Origin of the sequence: Paraburkholderia heleia NBRC 101817, from assembly GCF_000739775.1 — a bacterium.
Lineage (GTDB): Bacteria > Pseudomonadota > Gammaproteobacteria > Burkholderiales > Burkholderiaceae > Paraburkholderia > Paraburkholderia heleia.
This window is the reverse complement of record NZ_BBJH01000008.1, coordinates 126,251-150,573: the sequence shown is the minus strand read 5'-3', so window position 1 is coordinate 150,573 and position 24,323 is coordinate 126,251. Positions and strand designations below refer to the sequence as shown.

22 protein-coding genes are annotated in these 24,323 nt (G+C 64.3%); 5 read left to right on the top strand and 17 right to left on the bottom strand.

The window, feature by feature from the left end; translation table 11 throughout:
* Positions 1–10 precede the first annotated feature (10 nt).
* Positions 11–2,950: a molybdopterin oxidoreductase family protein gene (locus BHE01S_RS09480; RefSeq protein WP_042263101.1), complete on the bottom strand. Its 2,940-nt coding sequence runs from the start codon at positions 2,948–2,950 to the stop codon at positions 11–13.
* 213 nt (positions 2,951–3,163) lie between these two features.
* Positions 3,164–3,553 carry an NUDIX hydrolase gene (locus tag BHE01S_RS09475; protein WP_084068702.1) on the bottom strand — a complete coding sequence of 130 codons (390 nt, stop codon included), beginning with the start codon at positions 3,551–3,553 and terminating at the stop codon, positions 3,164–3,166.
* A 366-nt stretch (positions 3,554–3,919) separates the two neighbouring features.
* Here BHE01S_RS09475 and BHE01S_RS09470 point away from each other — a divergent pair, with 366 nt between their 5' ends.
* From BHE01S_RS09470 to BHE01S_RS39520, 4 genes are all read left to right on the top strand, one after another.
* Positions 3,920–5,095, top strand: coding sequence for a 2-aminoethylphosphonate--pyruvate transaminase (locus tag BHE01S_RS09470; protein WP_042263096.1), 1,176 nt, complete (start codon positions 3,920–3,922; stop codon positions 5,093–5,095).
* A gap of 11 nt (positions 5,096–5,106) precedes the next feature.
* Positions 5,107–6,378, top strand: a complete 1,272-nt coding sequence (gene phnA, locus BHE01S_RS09465) for a phosphonoacetate hydrolase (RefSeq protein ID WP_042263095.1) — start codon at positions 5,107–5,109, stop codon at positions 6,376–6,378.
* An 88-nt stretch (positions 6,379–6,466) separates the two neighbouring features.
* The gene (gene phnY / locus BHE01S_RS09460) at positions 6,467–7,915 is read left to right on the top strand and encodes a phosphonoacetaldehyde dehydrogenase (protein ID WP_042263093.1); all 1,449 of its coding nucleotides are present in this window, start codon (positions 6,467–6,469) and stop codon (positions 7,913–7,915) included.
* Positions 7,916–7,993: 78 nt separating this feature from the next.
* Positions 7,994–8,119 (top strand): hypothetical protein, encoded by a 126-nt coding sequence (locus tag BHE01S_RS39520; protein ID WP_281177750.1) that lies wholly within the window; start codon positions 7,994–7,996, stop codon positions 8,117–8,119.
* Positions 8,120–8,152: 33 nt separating this feature from the next.
* Here the strand turns inward: BHE01S_RS39520 and BHE01S_RS09455 are convergent, their stop codons facing one another.
* The 11 genes from BHE01S_RS09455 to BHE01S_RS09405 all read right to left on the bottom strand — a co-directional run bounded on the left by BHE01S_RS09455 (position 8,153) and on the right by BHE01S_RS09405 (position 19,513).
* Positions 8,153–9,049: a LysR substrate-binding domain-containing protein gene (locus BHE01S_RS09455; protein WP_042263090.1), complete on the bottom strand. Its 897-nt coding sequence runs from the start codon at positions 9,047–9,049 to the stop codon at positions 8,153–8,155.
* Positions 9,050–9,081: 32 nt separating this feature from the next.
* Entirely contained in the window at positions 9,082–9,807 is a 726-nt protein-coding gene (locus BHE01S_RS09450; protein WP_042263086.1) for an amino acid ABC transporter ATP-binding protein, read from the bottom strand.
* Between the two features lie 39 nt (positions 9,808–9,846).
* Positions 9,847–10,503 (bottom strand): amino acid ABC transporter permease, encoded by a 657-nt coding sequence (locus tag BHE01S_RS09445; RefSeq protein ID WP_042263083.1) that lies wholly within the window; start codon positions 10,501–10,503, stop codon positions 9,847–9,849.
* Positions 10,503–11,261 (bottom strand): amino acid ABC transporter permease, encoded by a 759-nt coding sequence (locus BHE01S_RS09440; protein WP_042263082.1) that lies wholly within the window; start codon positions 11,259–11,261, stop codon positions 10,503–10,505. The genes BHE01S_RS09445 and BHE01S_RS09440 overlap by 1 nt, the downstream gene beginning before the upstream one ends.
* A gap of 43 nt (positions 11,262–11,304) precedes the next feature.
* The gene (locus tag BHE01S_RS09435) at positions 11,305–12,129 is read right to left on the bottom strand and encodes a transporter substrate-binding domain-containing protein (protein WP_042263079.1); all 825 of its coding nucleotides are present in this window, start codon (positions 12,127–12,129) and stop codon (positions 11,305–11,307) included.
* Positions 12,130–12,186: 57 nt separating this feature from the next.
* Complete coding sequence (locus BHE01S_RS09430) at positions 12,187–13,260, bottom strand: ABC transporter ATP-binding protein (protein ID WP_042263077.1); 1,074 nt, start codon at positions 13,258–13,260, stop codon at positions 12,187–12,189.
* Positions 13,261–13,300: 40 nt separating this feature from the next.
* Positions 13,301–14,143, bottom strand: a complete 843-nt coding sequence (locus tag BHE01S_RS09425; protein ID WP_042263076.1) for an ABC transporter permease — start codon at positions 14,141–14,143, stop codon at positions 13,301–13,303.
* Positions 14,140–15,066: an ABC transporter permease gene (locus tag BHE01S_RS09420; protein ID WP_042263074.1), complete on the bottom strand. Its 927-nt coding sequence runs from the start codon at positions 15,064–15,066 to the stop codon at positions 14,140–14,142. Before BHE01S_RS09420 ends, BHE01S_RS09425 begins: the two co-directional genes overlap by 4 nt.
* 5 nt (positions 15,067–15,071) lie before the next feature.
* Positions 15,072–16,169, bottom strand: coding sequence for an ABC transporter substrate-binding protein (locus BHE01S_RS09415; RefSeq protein WP_042263299.1), 1,098 nt, complete (start codon positions 16,167–16,169; stop codon positions 15,072–15,074).
* A gap of 146 nt (positions 16,170–16,315) precedes the next feature.
* Complete coding sequence (locus tag BHE01S_RS09410) at positions 16,316–17,815, bottom strand: aldehyde dehydrogenase family protein (protein WP_042263071.1); 1,500 nt, start codon at positions 17,813–17,815, stop codon at positions 16,316–16,318.
* A 3-nt stretch (positions 17,816–17,818) separates the two neighbouring features.
* Positions 17,819–19,513, bottom strand: a complete 1,695-nt coding sequence (locus BHE01S_RS09405) for a 5-guanidino-2-oxopentanoate decarboxylase (RefSeq protein ID WP_084068701.1) — start codon at positions 19,511–19,513, stop codon at positions 17,819–17,821.
* 306 nt (positions 19,514–19,819) lie between these two features.
* On the opposite strand from BHE01S_RS09405, the gene speB reads away from it, so the two are divergent.
* Positions 19,820–20,773, top strand: coding sequence for an agmatinase (gene speB, locus BHE01S_RS09400; protein WP_042263294.1), 954 nt, complete (start codon positions 19,820–19,822; stop codon positions 20,771–20,773).
* A 52-nt stretch (positions 20,774–20,825) separates the two neighbouring features.
* Here the strand turns inward: speB and derI are convergent, their stop codons facing one another.
* From derI to BHE01S_RS09380, 4 genes are all read right to left on the bottom strand, one after another.
* On the bottom strand, positions 20,826–21,281 hold the full coding sequence (derI, locus tag BHE01S_RS09395) for a D-erythrulose-4-phosphate isomerase (protein ID WP_042263293.1): 456 nt from the start codon (positions 21,279–21,281) through the stop codon (positions 20,826–20,828).
* A 43-nt stretch (positions 21,282–21,324) separates the two neighbouring features.
* Positions 21,325–22,086 carry a triose-phosphate isomerase gene (locus BHE01S_RS09390; protein ID WP_042263070.1) on the bottom strand — a complete coding sequence of 254 codons (762 nt, stop codon included), beginning with the start codon at positions 22,084–22,086 and terminating at the stop codon, positions 21,325–21,327.
* A gap of 110 nt (positions 22,087–22,196) precedes the next feature.
* Positions 22,197–23,150, bottom strand: coding sequence for a D-ribose ABC transporter substrate-binding protein (locus BHE01S_RS09385; protein ID WP_042263067.1), 954 nt, complete (start codon positions 23,148–23,150; stop codon positions 22,197–22,199).
* Positions 23,151–23,219: 69 nt separating this feature from the next.
* Positions 23,220–24,314: an ABC transporter permease gene (locus BHE01S_RS09380; protein WP_042263064.1), complete on the bottom strand. Its 1,095-nt coding sequence runs from the start codon at positions 24,312–24,314 to the stop codon at positions 23,220–23,222.
* Positions 24,315–24,323 lie beyond the last annotated feature (9 nt).

The following is a 24,323-nucleotide window of genomic DNA, read 5'->3' as shown; positions in this document are numbered from 1 at the left end:
GCTCTCCGGTTCACTTGCGTTGCGCGGCTTTCACAAGACGCGCGGCAAACTCGCCTCGCCCGGCGAAATACGTCTGCACGACGCGATGGATGAAGCCCCCCGCGCCGTTCGTGCCGACGGAGCCGGGCAGCGCGGGCATGGGGGCAAACTGCGGCAGCGTGTGGTCGGCGTGAGCCTCTGCCGGATAGATGCGCACGCGCACGTCGTACCACGCGGCTTGCCCCGTGACCGGATCGGAGTTCGACGTGCGCGCATGATCGGCGCGCTTGACTGGAATCTCGTCGGCGATCAGGTGGTTCAGCAGGAAGCCGCGCTGCGACTCGTTGGCGTCGGGTCCGAGATTCCACGCACCCGCCGACTTGCCGATGGCGTTCCACGTCCAGACCGTGCCCGGCTCGACGGCTTCGCTGTAGCGCGCGAGGCAGCGCACCTTGCCCCATTGCGATTCCACGTAGATCCAGCCGCCGTCCTCGATGCCCTGCGCCGCCGCCGTGCGCGGATTCATGTACAGATAGTTCTCGCCATGAATCTGCCGCAGCCAGGCGTTCTGCGAGTCCCACGAGTGGTACATCGCCATGGGACGCTGCGTGACGGCCGCGAGCGGATACTGCGCGTGATCGGTCGCGTCGTGCTCGAGCGGCGGATGCCAGAACGGCAGCGGATCGAAATACTGCTCGATGCGCGCGCGCAAATGCTCGGGCGGCTGCCGGCCCTTCGTCTTGCCCTGCGCGGCGAGCCGGAACTTCTGCATCACGTCCGAGTAAAGCGCGATGACGATCGGCTCGCTGAACTTGCGAAAACCTTTTTCGACGGCGAACTGCAGGTAAGGCCCGTTGCAGTTGCGCATGTACTGCAGCGGCTCGGGCAGCGTGTAGTGGTAGACGCAGTTGTGCTTCGCGTACTCCTCCCACTGCCGCGGGTTCGGTTCGCCAACCAGCGCCTTGTCGCCGTCCTTGCCGCGCCAGCCGATCAGGAAGCCCACGCCCGAGCCGGGCGCCGTCTGGTGATTGATGATGAAGTCCGGATAGTCGCGGTATTTGCGCGTGCCTTCGGGCGTCGTGAAAGCCGGCAGTTTCAGGCGGCTTGCCAGTTCGACGAGCACTTCCTGGAACGGCTTGCATTCGCCCGTCGGCGGGACGACGGGCACGCGCACGGAGTCCACCGGACCGTCGAATTCGGAAATGGGCCGGTCGAGCATCGACATCGCGTCGTAGCGTTCGAGATAGGTCGTGTCGGGCAGAATCAGGTCGGCGAATGCCGTCATCTCCGACTGGAACGCATCGCACACCACGATGAACGGAATCTTGTAGTCGCCGTTCTCGTGCTTGTCCGCGAGCATCTTGCGGACTTCCACCGTGTTCATCGACGAATTCCACGCCATGTTGGCCATGAAGATCAACAGCGTATCGATGGGATACGGATCGCCCCGCCACGCGTTCGTAATGACGCTGTGCATCAAACCATGCACGGCGAGCGGATACTCCCACGAAAACGCCTTGTCGATGCGCACGGGAGCGCCGTTGGCGTCGACGAACAGATCTTCGGGCGCGGCGGGCCAGCCCAGTGGACCGTTTGCGAGCGGGGTGTTCGGCTTCACGTCGTCGGGGCTGTTGGGCGGCTTCGCCGAGGGCGGCACGGCACGCGGATAAGGCGACTTGTGCCGAAAGCCGCCAGGCCGGTCGATGGTGCCGAGCAGCGACATCAGCACGGCAAGCCCGCGTATCGACTGAAAGCCGTTCGAGTGAGCGGCGAGCCCGCGCATGGCGTGAAACGCAATGGGCGCGCCCGTCACGGTTTCGTGCGTCTCGCCCCAGGCGTCGGTCCACTGAATCGGCAACGTGACCTTTTGATCGCGCGCGACATCGGCCATTTCCTGAGCCAGCCGGCGGATCGTGGCTGCGGGAATGCCGGTGATCTGCGCCGCCCACTCCGGCGTGCAGCCGGCAACCTGCTCACGCAGCAACTCGAACGATGGGGCGACGGGTGTACCGTCTGCGAGCGTATAGCGCCCTTCCAGCGCGGGACGCACGCCCGGCGCGTGATGCGGCACTTCGCGCTGGCTCGCGGCGTCCCACCACATGTGATTCTGCGGAAAGAGCGGGTTGCGCACGTCGACCGCCGGGTCCTGCACGAACAGGCCGTAGGTGTCGCTGTCGGCGCGCATATCGAGCAGTTCGCCCGCATTCGTATAGCGCTCGACGAACTCGCGGTCATACGCGTTACCTTCGATAAGCTCACGCATGAGTGCCATGAACAGCGCGCCATCCGTGCCGGGGCGGATCGGCACCCACTCGTCGGCAATTGCCGCGTAGCCCGTGCGGATCGGATTGATGGCGATGAAGCGCCCACCCGCGCGCTTGAACTTCGAGATCGCAATCTTCAGCGGATTCGAGTGATGGTCCTCCGCAGTGCCGATCATGAAGAACAGCCTGGCGCGGTCGAGGTCCGGTCCGCCGAACTCCCAGAACGAGCCGCCCATCGTATAGATCATGCCGGCCGCCATGTTCGCCGAGCAGAAGCCGCCGTGCGCCGCATAATTCGGGGTGCCGAACTGTTTGGCGAACAAACCCGTCAGCGCCTGCATCTGGTCGCGGCCCGTGAAGAGTGCGAATTGCCTCGGGTCGGTCGCGCGCAAATGCGCGAGGCGCTTTTCCAGCATGTCGAACGCGACTTCCCAGGAGACAGGCTCGAACTGGGCGGTGCCGCGCAGGGCGTCCGGTTTGCGCAGGAGAGGCTGCGTGAGGCGCGCCGGCGAATACTGCTTCATGATGCCCGACGAGCCTTTGGCGCAGATCACACCCTGATTGAGCGGATGCTCGGGATTGCCGTCGATATAACGAACCTCGCCGTCGCGAAGGTGCACGCGTATGCCGCAGCGGCACGCGCACATGTAGCATGTCGTGGTCTTGACCTCGAGCTGTTCGTTCTGCGTGCGGGGCTGATGATCCATCGCTCCATTCTCCAGATGCGCTTGCGGTGCAACGGCACAAACTCTGTGCGGACAATGAATATCGTATAAATGAGCGGCAAATAGGAAAACTCGCAATTTGCGATCTCATTCATCAGCCCACCCGATAGTTGCGGGCGGCGCGCATGGAAATGGCATCTGGATTCGAGGCTGGACCGGGCTGCTCGGAGCGAGGCCGCCCGGCGGCAGAGCGCTTTACGCGCCCACGAGAGCGGGTTGCGTCACTTCGTGACTGAACAGGAGTCTGACGATTTCCCGGGTCGGCACGCTGGTGATCAGTGTAGAGACCTTCTGGGGACGAAACCACCGGCACCTTAGAATCTCGTTATCCGGCGCAGGGCGCGCGTCGTCATGCAGCACGGAGAAAAAGACGTGGTGCCGCTTGTTGAGCCCGCCGAACTGGAACAGGTACCCCAGCTCGCAGCCCTCGAGCGTCGTTTCTTCGCTGAGTTCGCGCGCGGCAGCGTCCGCCGGCGACTCTGCGCGCCGAATCGTGCCGCCGGGCAACGACCATCTCGATCGTCCCCGTTCGACGAGGAGAATCCGTCCTCGCTGCCAGCACACCACAGTTGCTCGTTCTTTCATGCTGCGCGTTTCATGACAGATGCCGTCTGTTACGTTTGAGTCCATTGTTGCCCGCCCATGTGCGCCCGGTTGTTAGCCCGGCGAATCCGCGCTGTGGTGCAGCAACTTTCGAGCCCGAAGTCAGGTTGATACGGGGTCGGTTCCAAAGCGTGCTCCCAGGAGGTTCGGACGGTCATCGGTTCGAGCAGGACGATGTCGCTCCAGCCGAGTTTCGCGAGATGGTAAGCCACGCAGTCACTGCCAGCATCTGCGTGTATCTCCCGGTATTGTGGCAAATAGTGGCATATTGACTGTTTTTGTTGCGCAACCTAAAGTGAGTTCAACGCGCAGCCACCCCGTCAAAACAGACCATCACGGAGACACCCCATGACGGCATCTTCCACGGCCTCCTCCCCTGCGGCTTCAGAAACCGGCGATCCGCTGCTGCTCACACCCGGCCCACTCACCACGTCGCGCACCGTCAAAGCCGCCATGGTTCACGATTGGGGGTCGCGCGATGCGAACTTCATCGAAATCAACCGCTCGGTACTCACGCGACTCGTCAGGATTGCGAATGGATCGGACGACTGGGCGAGCGTGCCCATGCAAGGCTCGGGCACATTCGCCGTGGAGGCAATGCTCACGACCCTCGTGCCCGCCGATGGCGAAGTCCTCGTGCTGATCAATGGCGCCTATGGCAAGCGGGCGAAGTGCATTCTCGACATCGCCGGGCGCAAGACGGTGGTGCACGAAACCGCCGAGGACACGCCGCCGGACCTCGCCGCGGTCGAGGCGCTGCTGGCGAGCAACCCGTCCATCACGCACGTGTTCGCCGTTCACTGCGAGACGACCTCCGGCATTCTCAACCCCATTGCGCAGATCGGCGCACTCGCGGCCCGGTACGGCAAGGGTTATCTCGTCGATTCGATGAGTGCTTTCGGCGCGTTGCCCATCGACGTGCGGGCCATGCACATCGATGCGCTCGCCGCATCGTCCAACAAGTGCATCGAAGGCGTACCGGGTCTGGGCTTCGTGATCTGCCGGATCGAGGCGCTCAAGCGCACCCAGGGCAACGCCACCACGCTCGTGCTCGACCTGCACGACCAGTGGCTGAACATGGAGAAGACGAGCCAGTACCGGTTCACGCCGCCCACGCACGTGATCGCTGCGTTCCACCAGGCGCTCGACGAGTTCGATGCCGAAGGCGGCGTTGCCGGCCGCGGGGGACGCTATCGCAACAACTGCCGGATCCTGCTCGAAGGCATGCGCGCGCTCGGCTTCAGGCCGCTGCTCGCGCACGCGCTGCAGGCGCCGATCATCGTCACGTTCCACATGCCCGAGAACCCACGCTTCGTCTTTGCCCGGTTCTACGAAAGTTTGAAGGCGCGCGGCTTCGTGATCTATCCGGGCAAGCTCACCGTGGCCGACTCGTTCCGCATCGGCTGTATTGGCCGGATCGGCGAAAAGGAAATCCGCGCCGCACTCGCCGCAATCGGCGAGGTGCTTCAGGAAATGGGCGCAACCGGCATCGGTGTACACGACCCGATCGAAAAGACCGCCTGAACGGAGACGCAATGAGCACGCTGAATGACACCGCAGTGGCCGTGAACGGCCGCGAATACCGCTTTCCCGCCGCGCCCGTCGTCGTGATCTGCCTCGACGGCTCAGAGCCGGCATATATCGAGGAGGCCGTCAAGGCAGGACGCACGCCGCATCTGGCGAAATTGCTGCGCACCGGCACGAGCCGCATTGCACAGTGCGTGATTCCGAGCTTCACCAACCCGAACAATCTCTCGATTCTCACGGGCCGCCCGCCGAAAGTACACGGCATCGCGGGCAATTACTTCTACGACCGCGCGAGCGGCGAAGAAGTCATGATGAACGACGCGCGCTTCCTGCGCGCCCCGACGATCTTCGCGGCGTTCCACGACGCCGGCGCGAAGGTGGCAGTCGTCACCGCGAAGGACAAACTGCGCACGCTGCTCGGCAAGGGCCTCGACTTCGCGAGCGGCCGCGCCATCGCGTTCTCGGCCGAAAAGGCCGATCAGGCGACACGCGAGCAAAACGGCCTCGGCGACGTGCTCGCGTTCGTCGGCAAGCCGTTGCCCGACGTCTACTCCGCCGATCTCTCCGAGTTCGTGTTCGCCGCGGGGGTGAAGCTTCTCGATACGTTCCGCCCGGACCTGATGTATCTCTCGACAACCGATTACGTGCAGCACAAGGCCGCGCCGGGAGCGCCGAAGGCCAACGACTTCTACGCGATGTTCGACCATTACGTGGGCGAGCTCGACGCCGCCGGCTGCGTGCTCGCGATCACGGCGGACCACGGCATGAACGACAAGCACCGCGCGGGCGGCGAGCCCGACGTGCTCTACCTGGAGGATCTGTTCGACGAGTGGACCGGCAAGGGCCGTGCGCGCGTGATCCTGCCGATCACCGACCCCTACGTCGCGCACCACGGGGCGCTCGGCTCGTTCGCCACCGTCTACCTGCCCGAGGGCACCGACGCGGCTGCCGCGGCGACGCTGCTCGACAAGCTGCGCAACACCGAAGGCGTGCAACTCGCGCTGACGAGCGATGCGGCATGCGAGCGCTTCGAGTTGCCGCCCGACCGGATCGGCGACATCGTCGTGGTCGGCACGCGCGCCAAGGTGTTCGGCACCAGCGCCGCGCGCCACGACTTCTCCGGCCTGACTGAGCCGTTGCGCTCGCATGGCGGGATCTCGGAGCAGGACGTGCCGCTCATCGTCAACCGCAAGATCGACTGGCCGCAGGGACGCCCGCTGCGCAATTTCGACATCTTCGACGTCGCGCTGAACCACGTCGCACAAGCCGCCGCCGCTTGACACCCGTATCAACACGAATACTCCCGCACGCCGCCGCTCGCATTCGCGCGCGGGGCGTACCTAACCGGATCATGGAACGAGGTATGCGATGAACGTCATGACCAAACCCGCATTCAGGCAGGAGTCCATGCGCATCGCCGGCCGGCAGGTCTCGACCGACGAAGTGATCGAAGTCTTCAACCCCTATACGAACGAAGTGGTCGGCACCGTGCCCGCGGGCCGCCCCGAACACGTGCAGGAAGCGTTCGCCAAAGCCCACGCCGCGCGAGCGCACCTCACGCGCTTCGAGCGTCAGCGCATCCTCCAGACCACGGCCGAAGCGCTGCGCGAGCGCAAGGAGGACTTCGCGCGCCTCATCACCGCGGAGTCGGGTCTGTGCTGGAAAGATTCGCTCTACGAAGCAAGCCGCGCCTATGATGTCTGGTCGTTTGCCGCGCAGCTCACCATCAAGGACGATGGCGAAGTCTATTCGTGCGACATCAGCCCGAACGGGAAGAACCGCAAGATCTTCACGACGCGTCTGCCGCTGCTCGGGGTGATTTCCGCCATCACGCCGTTCAACCATCCGCTGAACATGGTGAGCCACAAGCTCGCGCCGGCCATTGCGACCAACAACCGGGTGGTGCTCAAGCCCACCGAACTCACGCCGCTCACCGCGCTCGCGCTCGCCGACGTCCTCTACGAAGCGGGCCTGCCGCCCGAGATGCTGAGCGTCGTCACCGGCAATCCGCGCACGATGGGCGACAGCATGATCACGGACCCGCACTGCGACCTGGTCACGTTCACCGGCTCGGTACGCGTGGGCAAGTACATTGCGCAGCACGCGGGCTACCGCCGCACCGTGCTGGAACTGGGCGGCAATGACCCGCTCATCGTCATGGAAGACGCCGACCTCGACCGTGCCGCGCTGCTCGCGGTGACGGGCGCGACGAAAAACTCCGGCCAGCGCTGCACGGCCGTCAAGCGCATTCTCGTAGTGCAAAGCGTGGCGGACGCCTTCGTCGAGCGTGTGCTCGTGCACGCGAAGAAACTCAAGTGCGGCGACCCGATGGACCCGAGCGTCGACGTGGGGACGGTCATCAACGAAGCGGCCGCGCAACTGTTCGAGCGCCGCGTGGCCGACGCCGAAGCGCACGGCGCACGCGTGCTCTACGGCGCCCCGCGCCAGGGCGCGCTGTTCGCCCCCACTGTCGTCGATCACGTGCCCTACGACTGCGAACTCGTGCACGAAGAGACCTTCGGCCCGGTGATCCCGATCATTCGCGTTCCTGACCAGATACAGGAAGTCATCCGCATCTCGAACTCGACCGCCTACGGCCTCTCCTCGGGCGTCTGCACGAACCGGCTCGACTACACCACGAAGTTCGTCAACGAACTGGAGGTCGGCACCGTGAACGTCTGGGAAGTGCCGGGCTACCGCACCGAGATGTCGCCGTTCGGCGGCATCAAGGACTCCGGCAACGGCTACAAGGAAGGCATGGTCGAGGCGATGAAGAGCTACACCAACGTCAGAACCTGGTCCATGCCATGGGAGTGACTGCGGCATACACGGCGGCAACGTCATGAGCACATCGAGCGCCACCTCGAACGGCTGCGCGACGGCCAGCCGGACAGCATGGCCTCGAGTTGGCTGAACCTCGACGTGCTGCGCGATCTCGTGCGCATCCAGTCGCACATTTGCGCGCTCGCCTATCCGCTGCTGGCACGCGACAAGGCGCATGAAGCGGCGAGGCGGGCCTGAGGAGCCGAGTCAGCGGCGCTCGCCAGGCGGTTCTCATACGGGCGCAAGCGCCGGTTGTCGCTGGCGATTCTGGGCCATCCACTCGCTGAAGCGTTTCACCTTCGGCTGATGCGCCACGCACTCGGGATAGACAAAGTAATAGCGCGCGCCCGTTTCGATCACCTTGTCGAACGGCATGACAAGCCGCTTCGCGACGAGATCGTCATCGACCAGCGTCCGGTCGCCGATCGCGATGCCGAAGCCCTGCATGGCCGCGTTCGTCGCCAGATCGAGTGTTTCGAAACTCGGCCCCATGTTCGCATCCACCTGGGTCGCGCCGACCTGATCGAGCCATTGCCTCCAGTCACGATGGTCTCGCGTCGGGTGCAGCAGCGTGAATTGCGAGAGATCGTCGAACTGTGCGAGCGGCTTGCTGTTCAGCAGTTCCGGCGCGCAGACCGGCGTGATCCGCTCGTCGAAGAGCGGCACCGCGTGAACGTCGGCCCCTGGGGACGAACCGTAGATAATCGCGGCGTCGAACAGCTCGACCTGGAAGTCGACGTCATGCTGCCAGGTGGCCGTGATCTGCACCAGCAAATCGGGGTGCTCCGCCTGAAACCGCATGATTCTCGGCAGCATCCAGCGCATGATGCAGGTCGGCACCTTCATTGCGAGATCCGTGCGCTGCCGCGTCAGGCGCAGCGACATCTCTTCAATGCGCCCGAGCCCCTCCCTCACGACGGGCAGCAACATCTCGCCTTCGGTCGTCAGGGTGAGCCCCTTCTTTCCTCTGATGAAAAGCGGAAACTTGTAGTAGTCCTCCAGCGAGAGGATCTGCCGGCTCACCGCTCCCTGCGTGAGACACAGATGCTCCGCAGCGCAGGTGAAGCTGCGGTGGCGGGCCACCACTTCGAATACCTGCAGTGCGTTGAGTGGAGGAAGGCGTCGCATGGGATTCGCGTGTCCGGACTCGCGTGTCCAGGCTAATGAAGGATCTTTGAAAGGAAGTCTTTCGCGCGGCTGGACTTCGGCTGCGCAAAAAACGCCTCCTTGAGATCGTCTTCGACGATACACCCCTGATCCATGAAAATCACACGATTCGCCACCTTCTTCGCGAAGCCCATCTCATGCGTGACGCACATCATCGTCATGCCTTCCTGGGCGAGTTCGACCATGACGTCCAGCACCTCGTTGATCATCTCCGGATCGAGTGCCGAGGTCGGCTCGTCGAACAGCATCGCGATCGGGTCCATCGACAACGCCCGGGCAATCGCAACACGCTGCTGCTGACCGCCGGAGAGCTGGCCGGGAAACTTGTCCGCGTGCGCGCGCAGGCCGACGCGCTGCAGCAGCCCCAGGGCTTTCTGGGCGGCCTCGTCCTTGTGCCGGCCAAGCACCTTCACTTGCGCGAGCGTGAGGTTTTCCGTAATCGACATATGCGGGAATAGTTCGAAATGCTGAAAAACCATGCCCACTTTCGAGCGCAGCTTCGACAGATTGGTCTTCCTGTCGCCAACCGACTCGCCGTTGATCCTGATCTCGCCGTTCTGAAACGGTTCGAGGCCGTTGACCGTCTTGATGAGCGTCGATTTTCCCGAGCCCGACGGGCCGCACACCACGACGACCTCACCTTTTTTCACTGTCGTCGTGCAGTCGGTGAGCACCTGGAACTGCCCGTACCACTTCGATACGTTGCTAATGCCAATCATGTCGAGACCTGCTTCTGAAGAGCGTTGATATTCATGCGTTCAGCGGTGACGGGCGCGCTGGTAGCGGCTTTCGAGCACACGCGCATACCACGTGAGCGGAAAGCACATCGCGAAGTACAGCAGAGCGACCATTGCGTAGATCGGGAACGGACGAAACACGGCGTTCGTGATCATGGTTCCGGTCTTGGTCAGCTCGGTCAGGCCGATGATCGACGTGAGCGCCGTACTCTTGACCACCTGCACGAGGAAGCCGACTGTAGGCGGCACGGCGATCTTCCATGCCTGCGGCCAGACGACGTAACGCAGTTGCTGAGGCCATGCCATGCCGAGACTGGCCGCGGCGCTCCACTGCCCTCGTGGCACGGCTTCGACGCACCCGCGCCAGATGTCGGCCAGGTAGGCGCTCGTGTACAGGGTGAGCGTCACCGTTGCGGCCAGCCACGGCGAAACTTCGACGCCCACGAGCGGCAGCCCGAAGAACGCGAGAAAGAGTTGCATCAGCAGTGGCGTGCCCTGAAACAGCTCGACGTACAGCACGGCGATGCGACGCAGCCAGGCGACTGGCGACACGCGCATTGCCAGCAGCACGAGGCCCGCGATGCCGCCTCCAACGAACGCGCAAAGCGAGAGCAGAGCGGTCCAGCGCGCGGCGAGCAGCAGATTGCGCGCGATATCCCAAAGCGTGAACTCGACCATTACGAACGCTCCTTCGAAAGGCTGGATGCCGCCATGCGGGCGCGACCGGAAAACCACGAGCCCAGTGGCGTGCGCGCGGCGCCGGCGCCGCGCGCCGTACGTCCGGCAAAGAGGCCCTTGCCGAGCCGGTTGATAAAGAGCCGCAGCACGATCGACAGCAGGAGATAGATCACCGTGACGATCACGTAGCTCTCGAACGAACGGAAGTTGCGCGACTGGATGAAGTTGGCTGCGTACGTCAGGTCGGGCACGGAAACCTGCGAGACGACGGCTGAGCCGAGCATCACGATCAGCACCTGGCCCAGCAGCGCCGGAAAGACGTTGGCGAGCGCCTGGGGCAGCACGACATGGCGGAATACCTGCCGCTCCTGCAAGCCGAGCGCCATTGCCGCCTGGCGCTGGCCGCGGGGGATCGAGTCGATGCCGGCGCGCACGATCTCGGTCGCATACGCACCCAGATTCACGGTCATGGCCAATACCGCCGCCTGCATCTCTCCGATCTGCACGCCCAGACCCGGCAGCCCGAAAAACACGAAAAAGAGCTGCACGAGAAATGGCGTATTGCGGATCAGTTCGACGTAGGACGCAACCAGCGCGCGCACCCACCTCGGGCCCGCGACGGCAAGGCTCGCGCCGGCAATGCCGAGCAGGCCGCCCAGCACCGTGGAGACCGCCGTCAGGCCTAGCGTCACTTCCACGCCGCGCGCAAGCATGCCCGCGTAAAGACCGAAGTCACTAAAGTCGAATGTGTAAGGCATCGCTGCGCCGTCTGTTGTTCAGGTAAGCGGGAACCGCAGCGCATTAAAGACTGGCCGGCAGCGGAGCACGCAGCCACTTGAGCGAGATGGCGTTCATCGAGCCGTCTTTCTTTGCGGCCGCGATGGCGTCGTCGACCTTCTGCTTCAGGCGCGGCTCGTTCTGGTTCAGACCCACGTGATCGGGAGAGCTGAACAACGAGAGCTTCTGCTCAGGATCGTTGGCGGGATGACGGGCCATGATGGTCGCGCCGACATCGTTGCCAACCACGAGCAGTTGGGCCTGACCGGACAGGAATGCGGAGATCGCGCCGTTTGGATCGTCGAAGCGCTTGATGACCGCGGAGGGCGGCGCCACCTTGGACACACTGAGATCTTCGAGCGTGCCGCGCGCGACGGCAACCGTCTTGCCGGCCAGATCGCCCGCATTTTTCACGGGCAGCGATTTCGGACCGAATACCGCGAGATAGTACGGCGCATACGGCTGCGAGAAGTCGATTACCTTCGCGCGCTCGGGTGTCTGGCCAACCGAGAGCAGCAGGTCCGCCTTGTGGTCCGCCAGATAGGCCATGCGGTTGTCGCCCGTCACCTGCACGAGTTCGACCTTCGCGTTCAGGGCCTTGCCGATCAGATTGGCCACGTCGATGTCGTAACCCTGCGGCTTCATGTCGGGCCCGATCGATCCGAACGGCGGATAGTCCTCGAATACGCCGACACGCACGACGCCCGATTTCGTGATCGTGTCGAGGGCATCCGCATGCGCGAGCGGTGCGAATGCGCTGAGGCCGGCCACGCCGGCAAGCACGACGGCCGCGACGGTGCGAGCCGCAAGGCGCTGGATGGGGTTCGTGGTGACGTGAGGGGTGTTCATGACGGGTATCTCCTTGCAGCTGCTTGACATGGGGGTAAAGGGTTTCAACGGTGAAGGTCAGTGCGTGGTGTGCGCCGGAATCAGCCTGCACGCATGGGCCGGCATCTCGGCCAGCACTGGCCGCCCCACTTCGAGGTCCGGCGTCTCGCGCGGCGTCGTGGCGGCGGTGAGCGTAAAGCCGTCGCAATCGATCGTCGCTTCGATCTGCGCGCCCACATCGCGGACAAACGTCACCGTGCCGGCGACGGCGTTCGGACCGGGATTCGCAGTCGCTGGCCGCACACACACGTCCTCCGGGCGAATCAGCAGGCGAATGTCGCCCGTGCAATGCGGCGCGCGCATCGCCGCATTGACGGCGATCCGCTGACCGCCCGGCAGCGCGATGCCGGCATCGTCAGCGAGCGTTACGGGCAAGATGTTGCCGAGGCCGATGAAGTCCGCCACGAATTCGTTCACAGGGTCACGATAGATATCGAGCGGCCTGCCGACCTGAGCGATGCGTCCTTTCTGCATCACGACGATCTCGTCGGCCATCGTCATCGCCTCGCGCTGGTCATGCGTGACCATGATCGTCGTAATGCCAAGCCGCTGTTGCAGCAGGCGAATCTCGACCTGCATCGCTTCACGCAGCTTGGCGTCGAGCGCCGAAAGGGGCTCGTCGAGCAGCAGCAGCTTCGGCGACGAGGCAATCGCACGCGCAATCGCCACGCGCTGGCGCTGGCCGCCGGAAAGCTGCGTAACGGGCCGGTTCGCCATGTGCGGAAGCTGGATCAGTTCGAGCAGTTCGGCCACGCGCTTCGCCTGTGCGCTCTTGTCGACGCCGCGCAAGCGCAGCGCATAGGCGACATTCGCCGCAACGGTCATATGCGGAAAGAGCGCGAGCGACTGAAACACCATGCCGAAGTCGCGCCGGTTGGCCGGCACATGCGTGAGGTCGCGCCCCGCGAACATCACCGATCCGGACGTCGGCGTCTCCAGACCCGCGATGATACGCAGCAGGGTTGTCTTGCCACAGCCGGACGGCCCGAGAAAACACACCAGTTTGCCGTCCGGAACGTCGAGGTCGACGTGGTCGAGCGCGAACGTATTGTGAAAGCGCCGGCTGATGGCTTGCAAAGACAGATGGGTCATGAGAGTTCCTTTGTGCCCGGGGACCGCGTGAGAGGGTCGATCAGAGCGCCACGCCTTCGTCGCCGACGAGCTTTTCGAGCAGCCAGATCAAGGCAAAGTCGATCAGCACGATGAAGACCGCGAACGAAAACACGGTTGGGTCGAGCGACGAAACGGTGCGGCTGTAGAGCCAGACCGGCAGCGTCATCGTGTTGATGCCATAGAGAAAGAACGTCACTGTGAACTCGTTGAACGAAATGATGAACGCGAAGAGCATGCCGGCGAGAATCCCGGGGCGCATGAGCGGCAGCACGACGTCAACGAGCGCGCGCCGCGGACTCGCGCCCATCACGCAGGCGGCTTCCTCGAATTCCGGTCCGATCGACGCAACCGATGCCGCGCAGTTCTTCACCGTGAACGGCAACGCCAGGATGACGTGTGCAACGACGAGCCGCCCCACGCCCAGATCCACCGGCAGGACATTGAAAACGAGCAGCAGCGAAAGCCCCAGCATCACCAGCGGATAGACGAGCGGCAAGGCGACCAGTTGCTCGATCACTGCCTTGCCGCGAAAGCGGTAGCGCGAGAGCGCATAGGCAGCGGGCACGGAGACGGCCGTGGCGATGAACATGGTCGAAACCGCCACGACGAGGCTCGTCGTGAGCGCGGTGCCCATGGACAGCACGTCGCTCGCATCGGGCGACACGAAGGTGTGCCATGCGGCCCGATACCAGTGCAAGCCGAAACTTTGCGGCGGAAATTCGAGCGTGTCCGCATTGCCGAACGACATCGTGATCATCGTCAGGATCGGCAGCGCGGCGAGGAACAGCACGATGGTCGCGAACCATCCGGTCACGCGGCTGAGGCGGCTGGGCATCGTCAGGGGAATACGCAAGGCATTCATGAGCGGGACTCCGCATGGCGTTGCAGGTTGCGCACCAGCCGTTGCGAGACAGCCATCACCGCAAGCGTCGCGGCCATCAGAACGACTCCGGAGGCAGACGCGGCGGGCCAGTTCAGCAACGGCGCGACCTGGTCGTGCACCAGCACGGCGAGCATCGGCACGCGGCGTCCGCCCAGCAGCAATGGCACCGCGAACGCGCTCGCGTTATAGGCGAACACGAGCAGCGCGCCTGAGACGACGCCTGGCATCGCCAGCGGCAGCATCACGTGGCGCAGCGTCTGCCAGCGGCTTGCGCCGAGGGTGGCCGCCGCCTCTTCGTACGAGCGCGACACCGCGCGCATCGCGCTCGACATGGGAAGCACGGCGAGCGGAAAAGCCGTTTGAATCAGTCCGAGCAGCACGCCGTTCTCGCGATACAGCCACAACACCGGACGCCCGATCAGGCCGGCCGCCATGAGCGTGTGATTGACGAGGCCAGCCGGTCCCAGTATCACGAGCCACCCGTAGCCCTGCAGCAGCAGGTTGACCAGCAGCGGCAGCAGTACGCCGGCCAGCAGGAGGCGCCGCGCGGTGCGCGACTGGGTACGCGCCATCGCGAGTGCCACTGGAATCGCCAGCACGACGGCAGCGATCATGCTCTGAAAGGCAAGCCGCAAGGTCAGCCAGAGCGAGCGCAGAAAGTAGGCGTCCCCGAGGTCGACGTAGTTCTGGAGCGTGAAGGCATGCCACTCGTTGCCCTGGACACCGAAGCTCATGCGCAGTACCGCGAGCGCCGCCGCGATCAGCACCGCAAGAAACGCGAGGATCGGCGCGAGCAGCAGTAACGGCGGCACGCGCGGCAGCGCAGTTGCCGTGCCGGGCTGGGCTGCCGATTCCCCGGCCGGCGCCGGCGCGTCCGCGCGGCGTGAAGAGAGGGCTGACATGGCGCTCACGCGGAAAAGATCTCGGTAAAGCGCTTGATCCACGCAGGCTGCAACGCGGCGAGCGCTTTGTCGTCGTGAAGCACGGCCTTCTCGGCGATCTGCTGCGGCGACGGCACGAAGGCGCGGCTCTCGGCGGGAATGACCGCGCGCGAATTCACCGGACCGTTGAGCACGTCGGCAGCCATGCGGCCCTGCACGCCGGCATCGAGCGAATGGTTGATGAATGCGTGGATGAGATCGGTATCGCCGGGATGCGACTTCGGAATCACCGTGAACATCAGTTGGGTAGCGAAGCCCTCCTTCATGCCGTAGGTCACGGCCATCTTGTACTCGGGCTTGCGGATCTGCTCCGGGAAGAACGCCGGCGCATAGATGCCGCCGATGTCGAGCGAGCCGGTGCGGAACAGATCGGCGACCTGATTCGGGTTTTCGCCGAGCGTCAGCACACGGTCCTTCAACTGGGCGAGCTTCCTGAACCCCGGATCGATACTCTGCTGCGAGCCGCCCGCCATCTTCGCCGCGATGATCGCGAGATCGACCGCCTCCGCCCACTCGGGCGGCGGCAGGAACAGGCGTCCTGCATACTTCGGATCCCAAAGGGCTTCGTACGTCGAAGGCGCGGTCCTGACGGTCGACGTGTTGTAGATGAGGCCGTCCGACCACAGCAGGTAGCCGACGCCGAATCCGTTGGCGCCCGTGCGGTACTGCGGCGCGACGTCTTTCAGGTTTGGCAGCCTGTTCAGGTCCGGCTTCATCAGCAGGCCCGCATCGGCGAGACCGGAGGCACCCACCCCGGCAAGCGTGATCACATCGTAGGTCGGCCGGTCGCCGGCAGCCTTGAGCTTCGCGACCATGCCGGAGGTGCCGTCGGCGCGGTCGGCGATGACCTGCGCGCCGGTCTTCTGGCTGAACGTGGCCGCGATGTTGCGCAGGGCCGCCGCGCCGGTATCGTCGGACCAGGTGAGCAGCCGCAGGGTCTTGCCCGCGTGGCCTTTCTCCTGTGCCCTGGCAGTACTGATGAACGGCATGGGCAACGTCGATGCCGCCAGAGCGGTGCCGATTGCCTTCATGGCCTGCCTTCTCCCCAGCTTGATCCCCTGCATGGTCATCTCCTGATTGAACCGTATGGGCACTGCCCAATGCGCGCTGCCATTACCAGAAATCACGCGAATGTGCTGCGTGAATGGACTCTACGTGCGTCAAAAACCCGCAACAAACGAAATCTCTGCATGCGCGCCATGACAAAAGCTCATGCACCGTGAATGCAGTGCGCCGTGCCGGCGGCCCCGGCAGGCATAAGCACCTGCTTGATCTCCTGGAAGGCGGCGAGCCCGAACGGACCCAGTTCGCGCCCGATGCTGCTGCGCTTGTAGCCGCCCCATGAGGTCTGAGGAAAGATGATCTGCGGCGCGTTGATCCAGACAACGCCCGCTTCCAGCCCGGCCGCCACTCGCCCGCCCCGCCCGGCATCGCGCGTGACGACCGTGGCGACGAGGCCGAACTCGGTATCGTTGGCCGTTGCGATGGCCTCGTCCTCGGTATCGAAACTGCGCAGGCACAGCACGGGGCCGAAGATTTCCTCGCGCCACAGCGGGCCTTCGGTCGGAATATCGACGAACATGGTCGGTTTCACGAAGTAGCCGGGACCGGCTGGCGCCTCGCCTTCGATCACGAGCCGCGCGCCGTCCGCCTTGCCTCGCGCGATGTAACGCTGCACGCGTTCGTACTGCGCGCGGCTGGCGAGCGGCCCCATTTGCACGCCGGGCCTGAACGGATCGCCCACGACCGTGCGCCTTGCCCGGTCGGCAAGACGCGCGGCGAGTGCGTCCGCTAGCGGTCGCTCGACCAGCACACGCGAAGTGGCCGAGCACATCTGGCCGCCATTGAAGAACGCACCGCCCGCAACGAGATCGGTGGCAAGATCGAGATCGGCATCGGCGAACACGATGATGGAGGACTTTCCGCCCAGCTCCAGGCTCACGCCCTTGATCGTGTCGGCAGCGGTTTTCATGACCTGCGCGCCGACGGCCGTGCTCCCGGTAAAGGAAACCTTCGCGACGAGCGGGTGCGCCGCCAATGGCGCTCCGACTTCGGCGCCCGTGCCCGTCACGACATTGACCACGCCTCCCGGCACACCCGCGTGTGCGATGATCGCCGCGAGCTCCAGCTCGGGCAGCGGCGTTATTTCGGATGGCTTGAGAATGACCGTGCAGCCGGCCGCAAGCGCGGGCGCGAGCTTCCACGCCGTGGTGACCATCGGGAAATTCCATGGCACGATCAGCGCGACCACGCCTGCCGGCTCGCGCCGGACGGTCGCCTGATAGGCGTCGCTGGGAATCGCGACGGCGGATTCGCCGCTTGCGTCGAATTGTTCGGCGAGGCCCGCGTAGTACTCGAACGTGGCGACGACATCGCTCACGTCGCTTCTCGCTTCGTCCAGCGGCTTGCCGTTGTTGAGCGACTGGAGCGCCGCCAGATGCTCGCGCCGGTCGCTCACGCCGCTCGCGATCGCACGAAGCAGCGCTGCACGCTGCGCGCCGGTCGTCTTCTTCCAGCTGCGTAAAGCGCGTGCGGCGGCACGCACCGCGCAATCGACATCGGTGGCGTTGCCGGCCTCGACCTGGGCAATCGTCCCTTCTGTCGATGGGTTGACGACCGGCAGGCGGTGGCCGCCCTCGCCCGCACACCAGAGGCCGTCGATGTAGAGCTGCGTATGCAGGGTCGCGCCCGGCTCGAACCCATCATGCATGTTTCATGCCGGCACCCTTGCAAACCAGTCGGCCTCGTTCACTTCGATCACGGTGGGGATGTCGCGCGATACGGCCTGCCTCAGCTCGGCAGCAAGCGCCTCGGGCGTATCCGCGCGAGCGGCGACACAGCCGAACGCGCGCGCCAGCGCGAGAAAATCTGGCGTGTGGATATCGACGCCGACCGGCACGATATCGCGCGCCGTCATGTAGCGCCGTATCTCGCCATAGCCGAAGTTGTTCCACAAGAGAACCACTACGGGCACCCTCGCTTCAACCGCGCTGGCGAGTTCCGGCAGCGTGAACTGCAGCCCGCCGTCGCCGATCAGGCAAACCACGGAGCGATCGGGCGCGGCGAGCTTCGCGCCAACCGCCGCGGGAAGCCCATAGCCCAGCGTGCCGTAGCCGGTCGACGAGTTGAACCATGAACGCGGCTGCGGTGCGTCGTGCACGAAGTTGCCCGTATATACGGGGCTGGTCGAATCGCCCGCGACGATGACGTGTGGCAACGCGGCGGTGAGGGTGTCGACAAGGCGCTTCTGCGAACGCGTCGGCGCATCGTAGGCAGCCTCCACTGCCTGCCTCGCGAGCTCGACCCGCAGCGCGCCCCAATCGCGCTGACGCGCCGGGGCGATGCATTCGTGCAGCCGCGTCGACAGGCTGCCGAGCGCTTGCCGCGAATCGGCGGCGATGGCCACGTCGGGACTGAAGTTGCGCATCAGTTGCTGCGGGTCGATGTCGATGCGGATCAGTCGGCCTTCAATCGAAAAGCCGCCGTCGAACACCACGTCGTAGTCGGTTTCGCCCAACTCGGTGCCGACTGCCAGCACGACGTCTGCTTCGCGGGCCAGCGCCCGCGTTGGCGGCAGCGATTGCGTCGAGCCGAGCAGCAGCGGGTGTCCCGGCGGCAGCAGGCCCTTCGCGTTGATCGTCAGTGCAACCGGCGCCTGCAGACGCTCGGCGAGTTCCCGCAGTTCGGCCGCGGCATGCAACGCGCCACCGCCTGCGAGGATCAGCGGCCGACGCGCCGTCGCAAGCAGGTCTGCCGCCGCCGCAAGGGCGGCCGGGCACCCCGCCGGCTTCGCTGGCAGCACGGCTGGCGTCAGGTTCACGCCGCGCGCGGGCGCGACGATCACGTCCAGCGGAATCTCGATGTGCACGGGACGCGGCCGCGCGCCGCCGAAAACGGCAAATGCCCGGGCCAGCACTTGGGGCAGTTCCGCGGCGTCGAGCAGCGTATGCGAGAACGCGGTGAGCCCGGCGAACACGTTGCGCTGCGACGGCAGTTCGTGCAGTCGTCCGTCTCCATTGCCGAGGTCGCGGCGCGCATTCACGCTCGATATCACCAGCATCGGAATGGAGTCGGCATAGGCCTGCGCCATCGCGGTCGCGATGTTCGTCATGCCCGGCCCGGTGATGATGAAGCACACACCCGGCTTTCCGGTCACGCGCGCATAGCCGTCCGCCATGAAGCCCGCACCCTGCTCATGGCGCGGCGTGACGTGGCGAATCGACGAAGCGGCGAGACCCCGATAAAGCTCGACCGTATGCACGCCCGGGATCCCGAAAACGTACTGGACACCGTATCCTTCGAGCAGGGTGACGAGCGCCTCCCCGCAGGTCAGTCCCGTGGGATGGGGCCATTGAATCGGCCGCGCGCCGGCTTCCTCGAAGCTGGCGGTAAATTCCGGATAGTTCATGGATGCTCGCGTTCCTGGTTGGTGCCGCCCGATGCGGATGCCGGCCCGGTTGACCTATGCACACGCCGTTGCGTCGTTGTCCAGATCATTCTCGGCGGCGCCACGCGGCGCGGACAATCGATATGTTTTCATGAGGTGTATGAGCTTCCTGCATGACCAGAGGAAAGCCTTGGGGTTTACGCCGATCCATGACTGGCAGACATGCGTGGCATGAAATTCTTTCGATTGTTCGTGTGCCGCCCGCGCGCGGAAAATGCATTCAGTGACGGGTTTTAGGCGTCTAACCGAATGAAACTGGAGCGAATCATGGATATGGAGTACTTCCAGCCGCTGGGCGGCAACGCGATGCCGCGCTGCGGCGGGATCGCGACGATGATGCGTCTGCCCAACGTGCAGAATGCCGAAGGGCTCGATGCATGCTTCGTCGGCGTGCCATTCGATCTGGGCACATCGAATCGCACCGGTGCACGCTTCGGGCCGCGCCAGATCCGCAGCGAGTCGGTGTTGCTGCGCCCGTACAACATGGCGACACGCGCCGCGCCGTTCGATTCGCTGCGCGTCGCGGATATCGGCGACGTCGCGATCAATCCGTACAACCTCTCGGATTCGATCGCACGGATCGAGACTGCCTACGACGCCATCCTGGGTTACGGCGCAACGCCGGTCACGCTAGGCGGCGACCATACGATCACGCTGCCGGTCCTGCGTGCCATTCATCGCAAGCACGGCAAAGTCGGCCTGATACACGTCGACGCGCACGCGGATGTCAACGACACGATGATGGGCGAGAAGATTGCGCACGGCACACCGTTTCGCCGGTCGGTCGAGGAAGGCCTGCTCGACTGCCGGCGCGTGGTGCAGATCGGTCTGCGCGGCACCGGCTACGCTGCGGAAGACTTCGACTGGTGCCGCGAACAGGGTTTTCGCGTGGTGCAGGCCGAGGAGTGCTGGAACCGCTCGCTCGAACCGCTAATGGCGGAGGTGCGCGAGCGCGTTGGCCCAGGACCGGTGTATTTGAGTTTCGATATCGACGGCATCGACCCGGCTTACGCGCCCGGCACCGGCACGCCGGAGATCGCGGGCCTGACGGTCCCGCAAGCCCTCGAAATCATTCGTGGCGCATGGGGGCTCGATCTCGTGGGCGCAGACGTAGTCGAAGTCGCACCGCCGTACGATCCGTTCGGCACCACTGCCCTGCTTGCCGCCAATCTCGCATACGAAGCGTTGTGCGTGCTACCGGGCGTGAAGCGGCGCGCGTGAGTCGGCCTTGCCGAAAGCGTCTCTTAAAGCATCCATGGCATCGACGGCAACGTCACCGGTGGTGATATTTCGAATCCACCTCGTTGATCGCCGCGACGTTGCCCGCGCTTCGCCCGTTTTCGTCGAACGTGTTGTCCAGAAAAGCGTCGGCAATGGCCTTGGCCACCTCCGGTCCGATCACGCGCGAACCCATCGTGATGATCTGCGCATTGTTCGAAAGCGCCGCGCGTTCCGCGGAGTAGGTATCGTGGCACAACGCGGCGCGAATGCCCGGCACCTTGTTCGCCGATATGCTGACGCCGATGCCGGTGCCGCATACGAGAATCGCGCGGTCGTACGTGCCGCTGATCACGCCGGATGCCACGCGGTCCGAGAGATTCGCGTAAAACTCATGCGGATTCGCTTCGTTGCTCGACACTTCAAAAACGTCGAAGCGATCTTTCAGATAGTCGGCCAGCACGCGGGCCAAACCGACTCCGGCGCTGTCGCCTCCAATGGCCACCTTCATGACGATCTCCTTGAGAATAAGGGTTTGCAAGCCCGCATCGAGGTCAAAGGACTGCCCCGACACGCTTCAGAATGTCCAGATACCCGCTCACCTCCCACGCCGAACGACCGATGAAGAGCCCGTCGATATTCGGGCAGGCCGTGAGTTCGGCGCAGTTGCCGGGGTTGACCGAGCCGCCGTAAAGGCACGGTACGCGGCGGCCGAGGATCGCCTGGGCGACCTGACTGATTTCCGCCTGGCGCGCGTCGGCATAGTCGGGGCTCGCAGGCACGCCGTGTTCGCCGATCGCCCACACCGGCTCGTACGCGAGCAGAATCGGCGCAGCGCGCTGTTGCGGACCGAGTCTTGCCAGCGCGCCACGGACCTGGGCAGCCAGCACTTCTGCAGCGCGGCCGCTTTGCTTGTCGGTCAGCGTCTCGCCGATACAGATCAACGGCGTCAGCCCATGGCGCACGGCCGCCTCGACCTTGAGGCCAACGGTGTCGTCGGTCTCGCCGAAATGCTCGCGCCGTTCGGAATGGCCGAGTTCGACCAGGTCCATTGCGCAATCGACCAGCATCGGCGCAGCAATTTCGCCGGTCCAGGCGCCGTGCTCGGCCCAGTGCATGTTTTGCGCGCCGACCTTGACGCCGGTCTCCGCGAGAATGGATTTGACTTCCCGAATCGCGGTGAACGGCGGAATCACGAAGCACTGAATGCGCGGATCGTCGGGGCTGGCAAGCATGCGCTCGGCAAAAGCGATCGCCTCCGCCAATGTCTTGTTCATCTTCCAGCTCGTACCGACCCAAAAGAGCGAATCATTCATGGTTACCTTGTTGCATATATGCGCTCATCCTTTGCAGCGCATGGCGCGCCGGAACCCGCGGAAGCGGCTCGCACCGCTGCTCCGGCGCACGAGTCAATACGGCTGGCGGCTCACTTCGACAGCACGAACGGCGCGGTGTACTTCGACACATTCGCTTTGGTGATCAGCACGCAGTCGAACAGCTGCTTCTCGCTCGATGCACCCGTCTTGCCGGTCTTCAGGTACTGGTCCGCCTCCTGCACCGCCTTGGCGGAGAACTCCGCCACCGGCTGCAGCACCGTGTACTGCAACTCGCCGGCCTTGACCGCTTCGACCGCCGCGGGCGAACCGTCGAAGCCGCCGACCTTCACGCTCTTGAGCTTGCCTGCCTGCTTGAGCGCGGCGATCGCGCCGAGCGCCATCTCGTCGTTGCCGCTGATTACGCCGATTACGTCCGGATGCGCCTGCAACAGGCTCTGCGTGGCGTTGAAACCTTGTGTGCGATCCCAGTTGGCCACTTGCGAGCCCACCATCTTCAGATCCGGATACTGACTCAGCACCGATTTGTAGCCGTTCGAGCGCGTCGCCGCGTTGTTGTCGGACGGCGCGCCGAGCAGCTCGACGTAATTGCCCTTCGAGCCGACGTCCTTGACCCATTGCTGGGCGCCAAGCGCGGCGCCCTGGGCGTTGTTCGACACCAGCTGCGCCTTGGCAAGGCCCGGCTGATTGATTTCCGCGTTGACGAGGAACACCGGAATCTTTGCGGCGATCGCCTTCTTCACGGCGCCAATCGAACCGCTGGCGTTGGCCGGGTCGAGAATGATCGCGACCGACTTGTTGGTAATGGCCGTGTCGATCTGCTGACTCTCGGTATTCGTGTCGCCTTTCGACGCGGAAACATTGGCGGTGTAGCCGAGCTTTTTGGCTTCGGCAGAAGCAATGTTGCCTTCGGCCAGCCAGTACGGGTTCGCAGGATCGTTGACGATGATGCTGATGAGGCCGCCGGCTGCGTGAGCCTGTCCGGCGAACAACGGTGCGGCCAAAGCCAGGGCCGCAAGGATCGTGGTCTTTGTCTTGAACGTCATGAGAGGTCTCCTCCTCAGTGGATGATGGTGTAGCGCTTCAATTCACTTCTCGCTTGCCGGCTGCACGGCTCATGCCTTGCCGCCGCCTTGCGAAGAAGCCAGTTGTCCACCGGTCGGCGCGGGACGCTTGACGCGGCGGCGATATTGAATGGCGTTCAGCAACACCGCGAGGACGATGACCGCGCCGGTGAATACGGTTTGCCAGTAAGACGAGATGCCGATGATCACGAGACCGTCGGACAGAAAACCGATCACGAACGCGCCGAGCAGCGTGCCGCGGATATTGCCGGTACCGCCCATCAGCGACGCGCCTCCGATCACCACGGCCGCGATGGCCGTCAGTTCGTAGCTCGTGCCGGCCGTCGGACCCGCGGAGGTGAGCTGCGAGGACAGAATCAGCCCGGCGATCGCCGCGCAGACGCCCGAAAGCATGTACACGCTGATCTGCACGTGTTTTACCGGCACGCCGGAGAGTTCTGCAGCGCGAGCATTGCCGCCCGAGGCGTAAAGCCAGCGCCCGAATGCCGAGCGATTGAGCACGACGCTGCAAAGAACCGCGATAACCACCAGGATCAACACGCCCACCGGTACGTTGAACAGCCGGTCGAAGCCAAGCCAGTCGAAGCCGGTATTGCCCAGGTCGGCCTGTCCACCCAGGTTGTTGTAGGTGAGACCGTTGGTCATCAGCAGCGCGAACCCGCGCACGACATACATGACGCCGAGTGTGGCGACGAAGGCCGGCACCCTGAAGCGCGCGATGAGAATGCCGTTGACGAGGCCAATCAGCGCGCCGAGCGCACAGCACAGCACGACCACCACCCACACCGGCGGGTACAGCACGACGCCGAGCATGTTCAGCGTCACGCCCTGCATGAAGAACCCCGCGACGACACCGGAGAGTCCGAGCGTGGAGCCGACCGAGAGGTCGATTCCGCCGTTGATGATGACGAGCAGCATGCCGATCGCAAGGATTCCGTAAATGGCCACGTGCGAGGCCATTGTCAGGAAATTTTCTAGTGCGAAATAATTGGGTGACAGAAAGGAAAAGATAATGACGATGGCGATCAGCGCGAAAAACGCACGTCCTTCGAGCAGGATCTTGCCAAAGTCAAGCCCTTCTCCGCCGAAGCGACTGGATCCCGATGTTTTGGCGGCATGGTTCATGTTGAATGT